Genomic DNA, 12,710 nt, shown 5'->3' with positions numbered 1-12,710 from the left:
GGCACTGCTGCGAAACGCAACCGCTGAGCGGGCGCTCAGCCCCATGCTACTTGTGAGTAACCGTGCTGCCCACCCCTGGGGGGAGGAGCGGTGAACGTCACACAGCTCATATGTTACCGCCGGTTACATCAGGGGCGCGGGAACCCCCTGGGCGGCGCGGTGGAACCCCGGGGAGTGAGCACGGGAGTGGCCGCCGGATGCGACCCGCCGACGTCCCCGGCGATCACCCCGAACAGCGTCCGGGCGACATCCGCCCCGAACCCGTGCACATCATGGCTCATCGCCGACAGCGTGGGCCGCGTCAACCTGCACAGCTGCGAGTCGTCCCAGGCCAGCAGCGACACGTCGGCCGGCACGCCCAGTCCCATCTCCGCGGCCACGGACAGGCTCGCGACCGCCATGATGTCGTTGTCGTACAGGATCGCCGTGGGCCGGTCCGCCGACGCGGCGGACAGCAGCGACCGGGTGGCCCGGGCCCCCGCGTCGCCGGAGTAGTCGGTCGAGACCTGGGACGCCCCGGCCAGACCGAGCTCCCGCGCGGCCTCGTCGAACGCCGCCGTACGGATGTTCGTGTGCCCGAGTGCCGCCGCACCCCCCACCCGGGCGATCCGCCGGTGCCCGAGCGCCGCGAGATACCGCACCGCCTCCCTCACGGCCGTGGCGTCGTCGGTCCACACGGAGGTGAGGCCGCCGGTGAACGACGGATGCCCGACCGCGACCGCGGGCATCCCGAGCCGCTCGACCGCCGGGACCCGGGGATCGTCCGCCCGGAGGTCCACCAGGATCGCCCCGCCGATGAGCCGCCCCTTCCACCAGGACTCCTGGAGCCCGACCTCCTCCTCCAGATTCCGTACGAGCCTGAGCAGCAGCGAGCACGAATGCTCGGTCAGGACGCTCTCCACGCCCGAGATGAAGTCCATGTAGAACGGTTCGAGCCCGAGCAGCCGGGCCGGCCGGCAGATCGCCAGCCCCACCACGTCCACCCGGGCCCCGGCCAGCGACCGCGCGGTGAGGTTCGGCTCCCAGCCCAGCTCACGGGCGGCGGTGAAGATCCGGTCCCGGGTCGCCTCGGCGAGCCCCGGCTTGTGGTTGAAGGCGAGGGACACGGCCCCCTTGGACACGCCCGCACGCGCGGCGACGTCCTTGATGGTGACGCGGGGGGTCGGCAATGCCGTCATCTGGCGGGCTCCACGCAGTACAGGGCCGATCGGGCGGTCTCGGCATCCGGAGTCTCCCAGCCACGCACCCCGATGGTCACCCGTTCCCCGGGCAACAGGGTCACCAGCCCGCGATCGGCCCGCGCTCCCGGGTCCAGCCGGTCCGCCTGCAGCAGCAGATCCCGTACGAGGGTACGAGCCGTCACCGTGACCACCCCCGGAGCGACATGCACGTCGAACTCGGGCCGGGGGTAAGGGATTTCACGGTCGGGGACGGGGAGGTACAGCGCCCGCAGCGCCTCCCCGCCGGCTCCGGCGGACCCGTCGGCCTCCTCCGTGCCGACGTCGGCATCCGCGACCAGGAACTCCTTGGCCCCCACCGGCACGAGTTCCCCCGGCACCCGCACCTCGGCGACCGCCCGCCGCTCCGCCGCGAACCGGACCCGCACCGGCTCACCCACCACCCCTCCGTCCACGGACATCCGCCGCAGCTCCACCGTCCCCGCCCACGGCTCCGCCGCCTGGTTGACGACGGCCAACACCACACCCGCTCCTCGCACTTGAAGGCTGAGCAGCCGGTCCGCGTACAGCCGCCGCAGCTCGTGGTACAGCGGTTTCTCCCGCCCGTCCCCGTCGACCGCCGCCCATGACGTCACCGGCCAGCAGTCGTTGAGCTGCCACACGATGGTCCCCGCGCACACCGGCCAGTGCGCACGCCAGTGCTCGATCCCGGCGGCGACGGCACGGGCCTGGTTGAGCTGGGTGAGGTAGTGCCACCGGTCGAAGTCCCCCTCCGGCAGGGGGAAGTGCGGGGCGAGCCCGCGCTCCAGCTTGTCGTTGCCGTCCTCGGCCTTCTGGTGGTGCAGCATGCCCGGAGAGTCCGATGCGAGTGTCTCGCCGGGCAGCGCGCGCCGCAGCGTGGCGTACGCCGGCGGTGCCTGCCACCCGAACTCGGCCACGAATCGCGGGACTTCGCGCCGGTAGTCGGCGTAGTCCGCCCGGTTCCACACCTCCCACGAGTGGTGCGTACCGTGCGCCGGATCGTTCGGATGCCGCTCCCAGGACCCGGACCAGGGACTGCCCGCCGTGTAGGGCCGGGTGGGGTCCAACTCGGCCACCACGCGCGGCAGTACACCCAGGTAGTACCCCTCGCCCCACGACTCCCCGGCGAGAGTCCGCTCCCACCCCCAGTCCCTGAAGCCCCACAGGTTCTCGTTGTTCCCGTTCCACAGCACGAGCGAGGGGTGCGGCATCAGCCGTACGACGTTCTCCCGGGCCTCCGCCTCCACCTCGCCCCGCAGCGGCTGTTCCTCGGGATAGGCGGCGCACGCGAAGGGGAAGTCCTGCCAGACCAGCAGCCCCAACTCGTCGCAGACGTCGTAGAAGTCCTCGCTCTCGTAGATCCCGCCGCCCCACACCCGGACGAGGTCCACACCGGCACCGGCCGCCTGCGCGAGCCGCTCCCGGTACCGCTCCGGGGTGATCCGGGACGGGAACACGTCGTCCGGGATCCAGTTGACGCCCCGCGCGAACAAGCGCTCCCCGTTGACGACCAGGGTGAACCCGCTCCCGTGGGCGTCGGAGGACGTGTCGAGCCCGACGGTCCGGAACCCGACCCGCCGCCGCCAGCCGTCCAGCGGGACATCACCGTGAAGGAGCGTCAACTCAACCTCGTACAGCGGCTGTTGCCCGTACCCGCGGGGCCACCACAGCTCCACGTCCGGCACTTCCAGCCGTACGGCACCACCGGCCCCGTCGACCTCGCCCCGGGCCAGGACCTCGCCGACACCGGAGAGGCCGCGACCGCGCACCCGGGCCTCCAGGGTCAGCCCGGCCTCGACTCTGGTGCGCTCGACGTCGACCGCCAACTCCACGTGTCCCAGGCCGTGTTCGTCGACCGTCACCGCGGGGCGCACCTGGGCGATCCTGGCCGTCGACCACTGCTCCAGGCGCACCGGCCGCCAGATCCCCGCGGTGACGAGGGTCGGCCCCCAGTCCCAGCCGAAGGAGCAGGCCATCTTCCGGATGTACTGGTAGGGCTCGGCATAGGCGCCGGGCCGCTCACCCAGCCGCTTCCGTACGGCCTCGGCCTCGGCGTAGGCGGAGGCGAACCGCACGGACAGCCGTCCGGTCATGCCGGTCACGTCGAAGCGGTACGAGCGGTGCATGTTCCGCACCCGGCCCAGGAGTTGACCGTCGAGCCGGATCTCGGCGGCGGTGTCGAGCCCGTCGAAGACCAGGTCGGTCTGCTCATGAACCTCGTGCCGTCCACCGGGAGACGGGGTCGCGAGCTGTGTCTCGTACGTCCACTCCCGGCGCCCCACCCAGGCGACCTCCGCCTCGTTCCGGCCGACGAAGGGGTCCGGGATCACCCCGGCCGCCAGCAGGTCGGTGTGCACGCACCCGGGGACGGTGGCCGGCAGTCCGCCCGCCTCGTACCGCACGGTCCAGCCCTCGGTGAGTGGTGTGGCCTCCAGCATGCGCACTCCTAAACCGTTCCATTCCCGCGATGGTCAAGCGCGGAAAACATGGTGGCACCCTTGGCGAAATAGGGACTGTACCGGTTCAGTAAGTGGTGTCAGAGTGCCGAATCAGCCATCCCAGTAGTGCTCGTCCGTCCCGAACGGAGCTGATGCACATGAACCGCCGTACGATTCCCGCACTCCTCACCGCCGGCCTGCTGCTCTCCGCGTGCACCGGAACCGGAGGAACCTCGGAGGGCGCCGACGCGAAGGCGCCTGACGATCCGTCAAAAGTGACCGGCACCATCAAGGTCCTCACCGTGCGGACCGATCTCGTGCAGGACGGCACGTTGAAGAAGTACGCCGACGACTTCCGGAAGACGTATCCGAAGGTGAAGGTCGAGTTCGAGGGCCTCACCAACTACGAGGCCGAAGTCAAGATCCGGATGAACACGGAGAACTACGGCGACGTCCTGCTGATCCCCGCGGTGATCAAGAAGAGCGACTACCCGAAGTTCTTCGCGTCGCTCGGCACCCAGGCGGAGCGCGCCAAGAAGTACCGCTTCACCGACTACACCACCGTCGACGGCAAGGTCTACGGCCAGAGCCCGGTAGGAGTGGCCCCCGGGTTCCTCTACAACAAGAGGATCTGGCGGGAGGCCGGCATCACCGACTGGCCCACCACACCCGCCGGGTTCCTCACCGCCCTGAAGGCGATCAAGGCGAAGACGGACGCGGACCCGTACTACACCAACTTCGCCGCCCAGTGGCCGCTCACCTCATGGACGTCCGTCAACGGCTCGGTCGGCTGCGACACCGGGGCCACGACGAAACTGGTCGAGAGCGACCCGTGGGCCGAGGGCGCGGACCTGCGCGTCGGCGACACCCTGCTGTACGACATCGTGCACGACGGACTCGCCGAGAAGGACCCGACGACCACCAACTGGGAGGCGTCCAAGCCCCGGATGGCGAAGGGCGAGATCGCCACGCAGTGGCTCGGCACCTGGGCGATCGTCCAGTTCCAGGACGCCGCCGAGAAGGCCGGCGTCGACCCCGCCGACATCGGGTTCATGCCCTTCCCGGCCCAGGTGGACGGAGAGTTCTGCGCGGTTGTCGGCCCCGACTACAACCAGGGCGTCAACGTCCACAGCAAGCACAAGGAGGCGGCCCGCGCCTGGATCGACTGGTTCACCGACAAGTCCGGTTACGCGGAGGACAACCTGGCCATCTCCCCGCTCAAGGACGCCCCCCTGCCCGAGGTGCTCCAGCCGTACGAGGAGGCGGGGGTGAAGTTCATCGAGGTCGACGACACGGCGGGCGCGCAGCTCAAGCTCATCGACACCGAGTCGGAGGTCGGCCTCTACGCCCCCGACTACCGCCAGGATCTCGTCGACCTGGCCCGCGGCGCCCGCAAGGGCAGCCTCGACGACTTCCTCGGAGACCTCGGCAAGCGCTGGACCGAGGCGCAGCGGTCCGTGGGGTCGTCGTGACGGACACCACCGAGGCCGGCATGGCGGGACGAAGGGCGGCGCGACGGAAGGAACCGCCGCCCGCGCCCGTCACCCCGGGCCCGCCGGCACCCCCGCGCAGGGCACACCTGTGGCGGGGGGTCACCCCCTGGCTGTTCCTGGCCGCCCCGCTCGCGCTGCTCCTGACCTTCACCTACGCGCCGATCGTCAACATGGTCGCGTACAGCTTCACCGACTGGGACGGCGTCAGCCCCGAACTGCACTACACGGGTGCCGGGAACTACACCGAACTCCTCACCCGGCCCGAGCTGTTCGAGGTGTTCTTCGTCAGCGGCTACTACCTGGCCGCCTCCGTGCTCCAGATCGTCGCCGCGCTCTACTTCGCGACGATCCTCAGCTTCAACGTCCGTTTCCGGAACTTCTTCAAGGGCGTGCTGTTCTTCCCGTACCTGATCAACGGGGTCGCGATCGGCTTCGTGTTCCTCTACTTCTTCCAGGACGGCGGCACCCTCGACTCGGTGCTGAGCGTGTTCGGCGTCCACACGGACCATGCCTGGCTGGGCACCCCGACGTCGGCGAACATCTCGCTCGCCGGTGTCTCGGTCTGGCGCTACACGGGCCTGAACTTCGTCCTGTTCCTGGGCGCGATCCAGTCCATCCCGGGGGAGTTGTACGAGGCGGCGGAACTCGACGGGGCGAACCGCTGGCACCAGTTCCGGTACATCATCGCGCCGGGCATCAAACCGGTGCTGAGCCTGACCGTGATCCTCTCGATCTCCGGCTCCCTCTCGGTCTTCGAGATCCCGTACATCATGACCGGCGGGGCCACCGGCACCGAGACCTTCGTGATCCAGACGGTGAAGCTGGCGTTCCAGTTCAACAAGACGGGGCTCGCCTCGGCGGCGGCCGTCGTACTGCTGCTGATCGTGCTCGCCGCGACCTGGGTGCAGCGGCGGCTCGTTCCTGACGACAGGGTGGACCTCGTATGACGCGCCGAGCGGTTGCCCGTACGTTCGTGTACCTGTCCCTGGTCCTCGCGGTGGTGGTGGTCCTGCTGCCGCTGGGCGTGATCGTGCTGACCTCGCTCAAGTCCGAGCAGGAGATGGCGGACGACAGCGGGGCGCTCTCGCTGCCCGGCGATCTCCTGAACCTCCACAACTACGTGACGGCGTTCCAGGACGGCGAGATGCTGGCCGCGTTCGCCAACACGGCCTTCATCCTCCTGTTCGCCGTCGCGGGAACCGTCCTCATCGGCTCGATGACGGCATACGCGATCGACCGCTTCACGTTCCGTTTCCGGAAGCTGGTGATCGCCCTGTTCCTGGTGGCGACCCTGGTCCCCGGCGTCACCACCCAGGTGGCGACGTTCCAGATCGTCAACAGCTTCGGCATGTTCGACACCCTCTGGGCGCCCATCGCGCTCTACATGGGCACGGACATCGTGTCGATCTACATCTTCCTGCAGTTCGTCCGGTCGATCCCGGTCTCCCTGGACGAGTCGGCACGCCTCGACGGCGCCAACGCCTTCACGATCTACCGGAAGATCATCTTCCCGCTGCTCAGGCCGGCGATCGCCACGGTGGTGATAGTGAAGGGGATCACCGTCTACAACGACTTCTACATCCCCTTCCTCTACATGCCCTCCGAAGATCTTGGCGTGATTTCGACGTCCCTTTTCCGCTTCAAGGGCCCCTTCGCCGCCCACTGGGAGACCATTTCGGCGGGTGCGGTCCTGGTCATCCTGCCGACGCTGGCCGCTTTCCTGTCGTTGCAGCGGTTCATCTACAACGGCTTCATGAAGGGGGCGACGAGGTGATTTCGCGGTGTGCCTACGGCGCCTCGGCGGACAGCGCCTCGACCAGGACCGGCGTCACCTGCTCGACCTGCCAGCCTCTCGCCCCGTACCCGGCGAGGGCCGCGGCCACGGACCCGGCGTCCAGCGGAGCGGGCGGCTCCCAGCAGACCCTGCGCACCGTGTCCGGGGTGATCAGATTCTCCTGAGGCATGTTCAGCCGCTCGGCCAGGGCGGAGACCCCGGCCCGGGCGGCGGACAACCGGGCAGCGGCCACCGGGTCCTTGTCGGCCCAGGCGCGCGGCGGCGGCGGCCCGACCACGGGCTGCCCGGGCTGGGGCAACTGGGCGTCGGTGAGAGCCTTCACGTTGTCCACCGCCGCCTGCCACTGCTCCAGCTGCCGCCGCCCCATCCGATGCCCGAAGCCGGTCAGCCCGGCCAGCGCGTGGACGTTGGCCGGCACGGCGAGCGCGGCCTCGACGATGGCCGCGTCCGACAGCACCTTGCCCGGGGACACGTCGCGGCGCTGCGCGATCCGGTCCCGGGTCTCCCACAGCTCCCGTACGACGGCGAGCTGCCGACGCCGACGCACCTTGTGCATGCCCGACGTGCGCCGCCACGGATCCTTGCGGGGCTCCGGCGGCGGCGCCGACGCGATCGCGTCGAACTCCTCGCGGGCCCACTCCAGCTTGCCCTGCCGGTCCAGCTCCTTCTCCAGGGCGTCCCGCAGGTCGACCAGGAGTTCGACGTCAAGCGCCGCATACCGCAGCCAGGGCTCGGGCAGCGGCCGGGTCGACCAGTCGACCGCGGAGTGGCCCTTCTCGAGTACGAAGCCCAGGACGCCCTCGACCATCGCGCCCAGGCCGACCCGGGGGAACCCGGCCAGCCGTCCGGCCAGCTCGGTGTCGAACAGGTGAGTGGGGACCATACCTATCTCGCGGAGACAGGGCAGATCCTGGGTGGCGGCGTGCAGTACCCATTCCACGCCGCTGAGCGCCTCGCCGAGGCCCGACAGGTCAGGGCAGGCGACCGGGTCGATGAGCGCGGTGCCGGCGCCCTCGCGGCGCAACTGCACCAGGTAGGCGCGCTGTCCGTAGCGGTATCCGGACGCGCGTTCGGCGTCGACGGCCACGGGGCCGGTGCCCGCGGCGAACGCCGCGATGACCTCGGCGAGCGAGTTCTCGTCGGTGACGACGGGCGGAATCCCGTCACGGGGTTCGAGAAGTGGGATCGGCGCCTGAGCCTCAGAAGATCCGTTGTCGTCCGGAGGGGCGCCTCCGGTGGTTCGCAGTGAGCTGTCTGCTGCGGTCTCTTGGGCTTCGGTCACCTGTCAAGGGTATCTGTGTATGGACGGCGCCCGCCGACGGAACGTTCCGTCGACGGGCGCCTTGGGGTCGTAAACCGGTCACGTGTCACACGTGTCAGTGAATTCTGTCGGTCATCTCGGTCAGGAGTAGTGGCGGAACGGTCGTCAGCGGCCGGGCGCCGACGGTCGTTCGTCAGTGATCAGGATCAGCGGTCAGGAAGGTCAGATCAGATCAGGTCGGATCGGGTCGTGATCGGGACCGGAATCAGTGTCAGTGGATGATTCCGGTGCGCAGGGCCACCGCCACCATCCCGGCGCGGTCGCCCGTGCCGAGCTTGCGGGCGATACGGGCGAGGTGGCTCTTGACGGTCAGCGCGGACAGGCCCATGGAGACGCCGATCGCCTTGTTCGACTGGCCCTCGGCGACCAGTCGCAGGACCTCGACCTCGCGGCCGGACAGCTCGCGGTAGCCGCCCGGGTGGCTCGGGGCGCCCGGGGGGCGGCGGTGCATACGGGCGCCGGCGCCGATGGGAGCGGCACCCGGTCGGTTGGGGAGCCCGATGTTGTTGCGGGTTCCGGTGACGACGTAGCCCTTCACACCGCCCGCGAGGGCGTTGCGCACGGCTCCGATGTCGTCGGCGGCGGACAGGGCCAGGCCGTTGGGCCAGCCCGCGGCACGGGTCTCGGACAGCAGGGTGAGCCCGCTGCCGTCGGGCAGGTGGACGTCTGCGACGCAGATGTCGCGGGGGTTGCCGATGCGGGGACGAGCCTCCGCGATGGACGAGGCCTCGATCACATCGCGCACACCGAGCGCCCACAGGTGGCGGGTGACGGTGGAGCGGACGCGGGGGTCGGCCACGACCACCATGGCGGTCGGCTTGTTCGGGCGGTAGGCGACCAGGCTTGCGGGCTGCTCAAGAAGAACGGACACCAGGCCTCCTGGAGTGCGGAACGGATCCGGTCCTGGGGGTGAAACCGGATCGACCGTGCTTTCAAGGTCACAGAGGTCTTCGGCATCAAACCTGTGCTCCTTTAGAGAAAGATCACGATCTGGTGAGTAACAATCCGTGCAATTCGGACACGCGATCGATCATCCGAAGATCGAACGGTTTCACTCTGCGTCGATACGCGGCCGAAAGTGGCCGTATCGACAAAGAGCTACTAAAGACGGCGTGCCGATACCGGGAACAAGGGGGCGCGTGGAGGGGCGACAAAGGAACGGCCTTGCGGTCCCCGCACGGGGACCGCAAGGCCGTTCAGCCGGTCGGTGGGAAGTCGGGGTGGTTCAGCGGGACTGGGGCCCCCGCCGCTGCGGCAGCGTCACCACCGATGCGTCCCCGGGGCCGGCCGGCGGCAGGCCCGCGATCTGGGCGAGCAGGTCGCACCAGGAGGCGAGGTGGGACGCCGTGTCCGGGACGCCGCCGAGGCCCTCACGGGGCGTCCAGGAGGCACGGATCTCGATCTGGGAGGCGGCGGGCCGCTCCGACATCCCGCCGAAGTAGTGCGAACTCGCGCGCGTGACCGTGCCGCTGGCCTCGCCGTACGACAGCCCGCGCGCCTGGAGCGCCCCGGTCAGCCAGGACCAGCACACGTCAGGCAGCAGCGGGTCGGCGGCCATCTCCGGCTCCAGTTCGGCGCGCACCAGCGTCACCAGCCGGAAGGAGCCCTGCCAGGCGTCGTGCCCGGCCGGGTCGTGCAGCAGGACGAGCCGGCCGTCGGCCAGATCCTCCTCGCCGTCGACGACCGCCGCCTCCAGCGCGTACGCGAACGGCGCCAGGCGCTGGGGCGCCCGCGTCGGCTCGATCTCGATCTGCGGCCTCAGCCGCGCGGTCCGCAACGCGTCGACAGCGGCCCGGAAGGGCAACGGAGCAGCATCCATCGCGTCCCGGTCCCCCTCCTTCGCGTCGTCCATTCCGCCAGTGCCGTCCGACAGTCGTCCCTGAGCCGCAGCCATGCGGGGAAGATTAAGGGGAACCGGGCCTCCTTGCGGGGAGGGACACCCGTGGGACGGGCCACAGTCCGGTGAGAGCCGTCGGCAGGGCTGTTCGCGGGACTGTCGGCGGAGCGTGCGAGACTTCTGGTCGTGAGCGCGAACCAGAGCCCCGCGGGCCAGCAGCCGACAGCGACGTCCGGCGCCGTCAAGAACGACGCCGTGCAGGATTCCCCCTTCCTGAAGGCGTGCAGACGCGAGCCCGTGCCGCACACGCCCGTGTGGTTCATGCGCCAGGCCGGGCGTTCTCTGCCCGAGTACCGCAAGGTCCGCGAGGGCATCCCCATGCTGGAGTCCTGCACCCGACCCGAGCTGGTCACCGAGATCACGCTCCAGCCGGTGCGCCGGCACGACGTGGACGCGGCGATCTACTTCAGCGACATCGTCGTCCCGCTCAAGGCCATCGGTGTCGACCTCGACATCAAGCCCGGCGTCGGGCCGGTCGTCGAGAAGCCGATCCGCACCCGCGCCGACCTCGCCCAGCTCCGCGACCTCACCCCCGAGGACGTCCCGTACGTCACCGAGGCCATCGGCCTGCTCACCCGCGAACTCGGCGCCACCCCGCTCATCGGCTTCGCCGGCGCGCCCTTCACCCTGGCGAGCTACCTCGTCGAGGGCGGCCCGTCCCGGACGTACGAGAACGCCAAGGCGATCATGTACGGCGACCCGCAGCTCTGGGCGGACCTCCTCGACCGCCTCGCCGACATCACGGCGGCCTTCCTGAAGGTCCAGATCGAGGCCGGCGCCGGCGCCGTCCAGCTGTTCGACTCGTGGGCCGGCGCCCTCGCCCCGGCCGACTACCGCCGCTCGGTGCTCCCCGCCTCCCGGAAGGTCTTCAAGGCCGTCGAGGGATACGGCGTGCCGCGCATCCACTTCGGCGTCGGCACCGGCGAGCTCCTCGCCCCCATGAGCGAGGCCGGCGTGGACGTCATGGGCGTCGACTGGCGCGTCCCGCTCGACGAGGCCGCCCGTCGCATCGGTCCCGGCAAGGCGCTCCAGGGCAACCTCGACCCGACGGTCCTGTTCGCCTCCACGGAGGCCGTCGAGGCCAAGACCCGCGAGGTCCTCGACTCCGCGAAGGGTCTGGAGGGCCACATCTTCAACCTCGGCCACGGCGTCATGCCGAACACGCCCCCGGACGCCCTGACCCGCCTCGTGGAGTACGTCCACACGAACACCGCCCGCTGAGTAGCGAGTCGGCGACCGTCACCACGTGTGCCGTGCCTGCCTGCCCCACAGCAGGCGGCCCGGCTCCGGCGGCGGCGGGGTGCCGGCCCTGAGCGGCCAGGCGAGGAACATGCCCGCGAGGAAGCCGACGACGTGGGCCGCGTACGCCACGGTGCCGGCCTCGGTGACGCCCTCGCCGGACGAGTACACCGCCTGCAGCGCGAACCAGAAGCCCAGCACCAGCCAGGCGGGCAGCCGCAGCGGCAGGAAGACCAGGAAGGGCACCAGGACCCACACCCTGGCCTTCGGGAACAGCACCAGATAGGCGCCCAGGACACCGGCGATGGCTCCGGAGGCGCCGATCAGGGGGTCGCCCGAGTCGGCGTTGAGGAGCGCGAAGCCGTACGACGCCGCGTAGCCGCAGGCGACGTAGAAGAGCAGATACCGCACATGTCCCAGGCGGTCCTCGATGTTGTTGCCGAAGATCAGCAGGAACAGCATGTTGCCCAGCAGATGCAGCCAGCCGCCGTGCAGGAACATCGCGGTGAACACGGAGAGCGCGGGCGACTTGTCGTAGCCCGGTGGGCCGATCACACAGCCCGGCCCTCCGGTGCCGATGCCGACGTCGCCCGTCGGCACCAGGCGCGGCAGCTGATGGTGGATCAACTCCTGTGGCACGGCGGCGTACTGGTCCAGGAAGGCCTGGAGGTGGCACAACTGTGCCAGGCCGCTCTCGCCGGTCACCGAGCCCGCTGTGCCGGGCATGGAGAGGAACACGAGGACGTTGGCGGCGATCAGCGCGTACGTGACCCAGGGGGTACGACTCGCGGGGTTCACGTCATGGACGGGGATGACCACAAGGAAGTACTGCCCGCGATGCGTCTCGCGAATCGGTGAACGCGGCTGTCCGTGTGCCCGTATCTGTCCTCAACGTCCGCGGCGCGACGAAGGCGCACCGCGGGGACGACGTGAGGAACAGGCGATGAACGACCGAGTTACTCCTCCGATGCAGTCGGTGCAGGCTCTGCCGAACGGCGAGGCCGAACTCGCGCTGGTGGTCCACCTGCCATGGGAGGACGTGGCCCGGCTCGGCCAGGAGGCGGGGCGGCTGGCCACGCAGATGCAGCGGCCGGTGTCGCTCGACGAGGCGGTGAGCCATCGGCTGCGGTCCAGTGGGCTGGGCGCCCACGCGAAGCCGGCCCAGGCACAGCAGCCCCCGGCGGTCTCGACGTCGGCGTCCGTGTCGGCGTTGCCGTCCCGGCCGCCGGGGGAGCAGGCCCGGCAGGCCATTGATCGGATCAACGGGACCGCGTAGCGCGCCCTAGGGGTGCTGTGCGTCGCCGGGTGCGGGCCCGCTGTGGCTTGTC

At 70.1% G+C, this 12,710-nt stretch carries 11 protein-coding genes; 5 read left to right on the top strand and 6 right to left on the bottom strand.

The window, feature by feature from the left end; all coding sequences use genetic code 11:
- Positions 1 to 128 precede the first annotated feature (128 nt).
- Positions 129 to 1,178 (bottom strand): LacI family DNA-binding transcriptional regulator, encoded by a 1,050-nt coding sequence (locus OG595_RS08760; protein WP_329269690.1) that lies wholly within the window; start codon positions 1,176 to 1,178, stop codon positions 129 to 131.
- Positions 1,175 to 3,637: a glycoside hydrolase family 2 protein gene (locus OG595_RS08755; protein ID WP_329269688.1), complete on the bottom strand. Its 2,463-nt coding sequence runs from the start codon at positions 3,635 to 3,637 to the stop codon at positions 1,175 to 1,177. The genes OG595_RS08760 and OG595_RS08755 overlap by 4 nt, the downstream gene beginning before the upstream one ends.
- A 158-nt stretch (positions 3,638 to 3,795) precedes the next feature.
- Here OG595_RS08755 and OG595_RS08750 point away from each other — a divergent pair, with 158 nt between their 5' ends.
- Genes OG595_RS08750 through OG595_RS08740 form a run of 3 tightly spaced genes read left to right on the top strand, consistent with a single transcriptional unit; the run spans position 3,796 to position 6,904 of the window.
- Positions 3,796 to 5,109 carry an ABC transporter substrate-binding protein gene (locus OG595_RS08750; protein ID WP_329269686.1) on the top strand — a complete coding sequence of 438 codons (1,314 nt, stop codon included), beginning with the start codon at positions 3,796 to 3,798 and terminating at the stop codon, positions 5,107 to 5,109.
- Between the two features lie 20 nt (positions 5,110 to 5,129).
- A complete protein-coding gene (locus OG595_RS08745) occupies positions 5,130 to 6,077 on the top strand; it encodes a carbohydrate ABC transporter permease (protein WP_329282738.1) in 948 nt (315 codons plus the stop codon).
- A complete protein-coding gene (locus tag OG595_RS08740) occupies positions 6,074 to 6,904 on the top strand; it encodes a carbohydrate ABC transporter permease (protein ID WP_329269684.1) in 831 nt (276 codons plus the stop codon). Before OG595_RS08745 ends, OG595_RS08740 begins: the two co-directional genes overlap by 4 nt.
- A 13-nt stretch (positions 6,905 to 6,917) precedes the next feature.
- Here the strand turns inward: OG595_RS08740 and OG595_RS08735 are convergent, their stop codons facing one another.
- The 3 genes from OG595_RS08735 to OG595_RS08725 all read right to left on the bottom strand — a co-directional run bounded on the left by OG595_RS08735 (position 6,918) and on the right by OG595_RS08725 (position 10,140).
- On the bottom strand, positions 6,918 to 8,207 hold the full coding sequence (locus tag OG595_RS08735; RefSeq protein ID WP_329269682.1) for a ribonuclease D: 1,290 nt from the start codon (positions 8,205 to 8,207) through the stop codon (positions 6,918 to 6,920).
- A gap of 250 nt (positions 8,208 to 8,457) precedes the next feature.
- A complete protein-coding gene (locus tag OG595_RS08730) occupies positions 8,458 to 9,117 on the bottom strand; it encodes a response regulator transcription factor (protein ID WP_055530968.1) in 660 nt (219 codons plus the stop codon).
- 354 nt (positions 9,118 to 9,471) lie between these two features.
- Positions 9,472 to 10,140 (bottom strand): DUF3000 domain-containing protein, encoded by a 669-nt coding sequence (locus tag OG595_RS08725; protein WP_327698258.1) that lies wholly within the window; start codon positions 10,138 to 10,140, stop codon positions 9,472 to 9,474.
- 129 nt (positions 10,141 to 10,269) lie between these two features.
- Here OG595_RS08725 and hemE point away from each other — a divergent pair, with 129 nt between their 5' ends.
- Positions 10,270 to 11,364: a uroporphyrinogen decarboxylase gene (hemE, locus tag OG595_RS08720; protein ID WP_329269678.1), complete on the top strand. Its 1,095-nt coding sequence runs from the start codon at positions 10,270 to 10,272 to the stop codon at positions 11,362 to 11,364.
- 18 nt (positions 11,365 to 11,382) lie between these two features.
- Here hemE and OG595_RS08715 read toward each other — a convergent pair whose 3' ends face one another.
- Complete coding sequence (locus OG595_RS08715) at positions 11,383 to 12,201, bottom strand: rhomboid family intramembrane serine protease (RefSeq protein ID WP_329269676.1); 819 nt, start codon at positions 12,199 to 12,201, stop codon at positions 11,383 to 11,385.
- A 124-nt stretch (positions 12,202 to 12,325) separates the two neighbouring features.
- On the opposite strand from OG595_RS08715, the gene OG595_RS08710 reads away from it, so the two are divergent.
- The gene (locus tag OG595_RS08710; protein WP_329269674.1) at positions 12,326 to 12,658 is read left to right on the top strand and encodes a hypothetical protein; all 333 of its coding nucleotides are present in this window, start codon (positions 12,326 to 12,328) and stop codon (positions 12,656 to 12,658) included.
- The last annotated feature ends 52 nt before the right edge of the window (positions 12,659 to 12,710 follow it).

The sequence above is a fragment of the Streptomyces sp. NBC_01451 genome, from assembly GCF_036227485.1.
Classification (GTDB): Bacteria; Actinomycetota; Actinomycetes; order Streptomycetales; family Streptomycetaceae; genus Streptomyces.
This window is presented reverse-complemented; position numbering and strand designations above follow the sequence as displayed.

Coding starts and splice junctions, on each gene's coding strand:
- OG595_RS08740 (WP_329269684.1), top strand. CDS start 6,074: ATGACGCGCCGAGCGGTTGCCCGTACGTTCGTGTACCTGTCCCTGGTC.
- OG595_RS08755 (WP_329269688.1), bottom strand. CDS start 3,637: ATGCTGGAGGCCACACCACTCACCGAGGGCTGGACCGTGCGGTACGAG.
- OG595_RS08750 (WP_329269686.1), top strand. CDS start 3,796: ATGAACCGCCGTACGATTCCCGCACTCCTCACCGCCGGCCTGCTGCTC.
- OG595_RS08760 (WP_329269690.1), bottom strand. CDS start 1,178: ATGACGGCATTGCCGACCCCCCGCGTCACCATCAAGGACGTCGCCGCG.
- OG595_RS08745 (WP_329282738.1), top strand. CDS start 5,130: ATGGCGGGACGAAGGGCGGCGCGACGGAAGGAACCGCCGCCCGCGCCC.
- OG595_RS08725 (WP_327698258.1), bottom strand. CDS start 10,140: ATGGCTGCGGCTCAGGGACGACTGTCGGACGGCACTGGCGGAATGGAC.
- OG595_RS08710 (WP_329269674.1), top strand. CDS start 12,326: ATGAACGACCGAGTTACTCCTCCGATGCAGTCGGTGCAGGCTCTGCCG.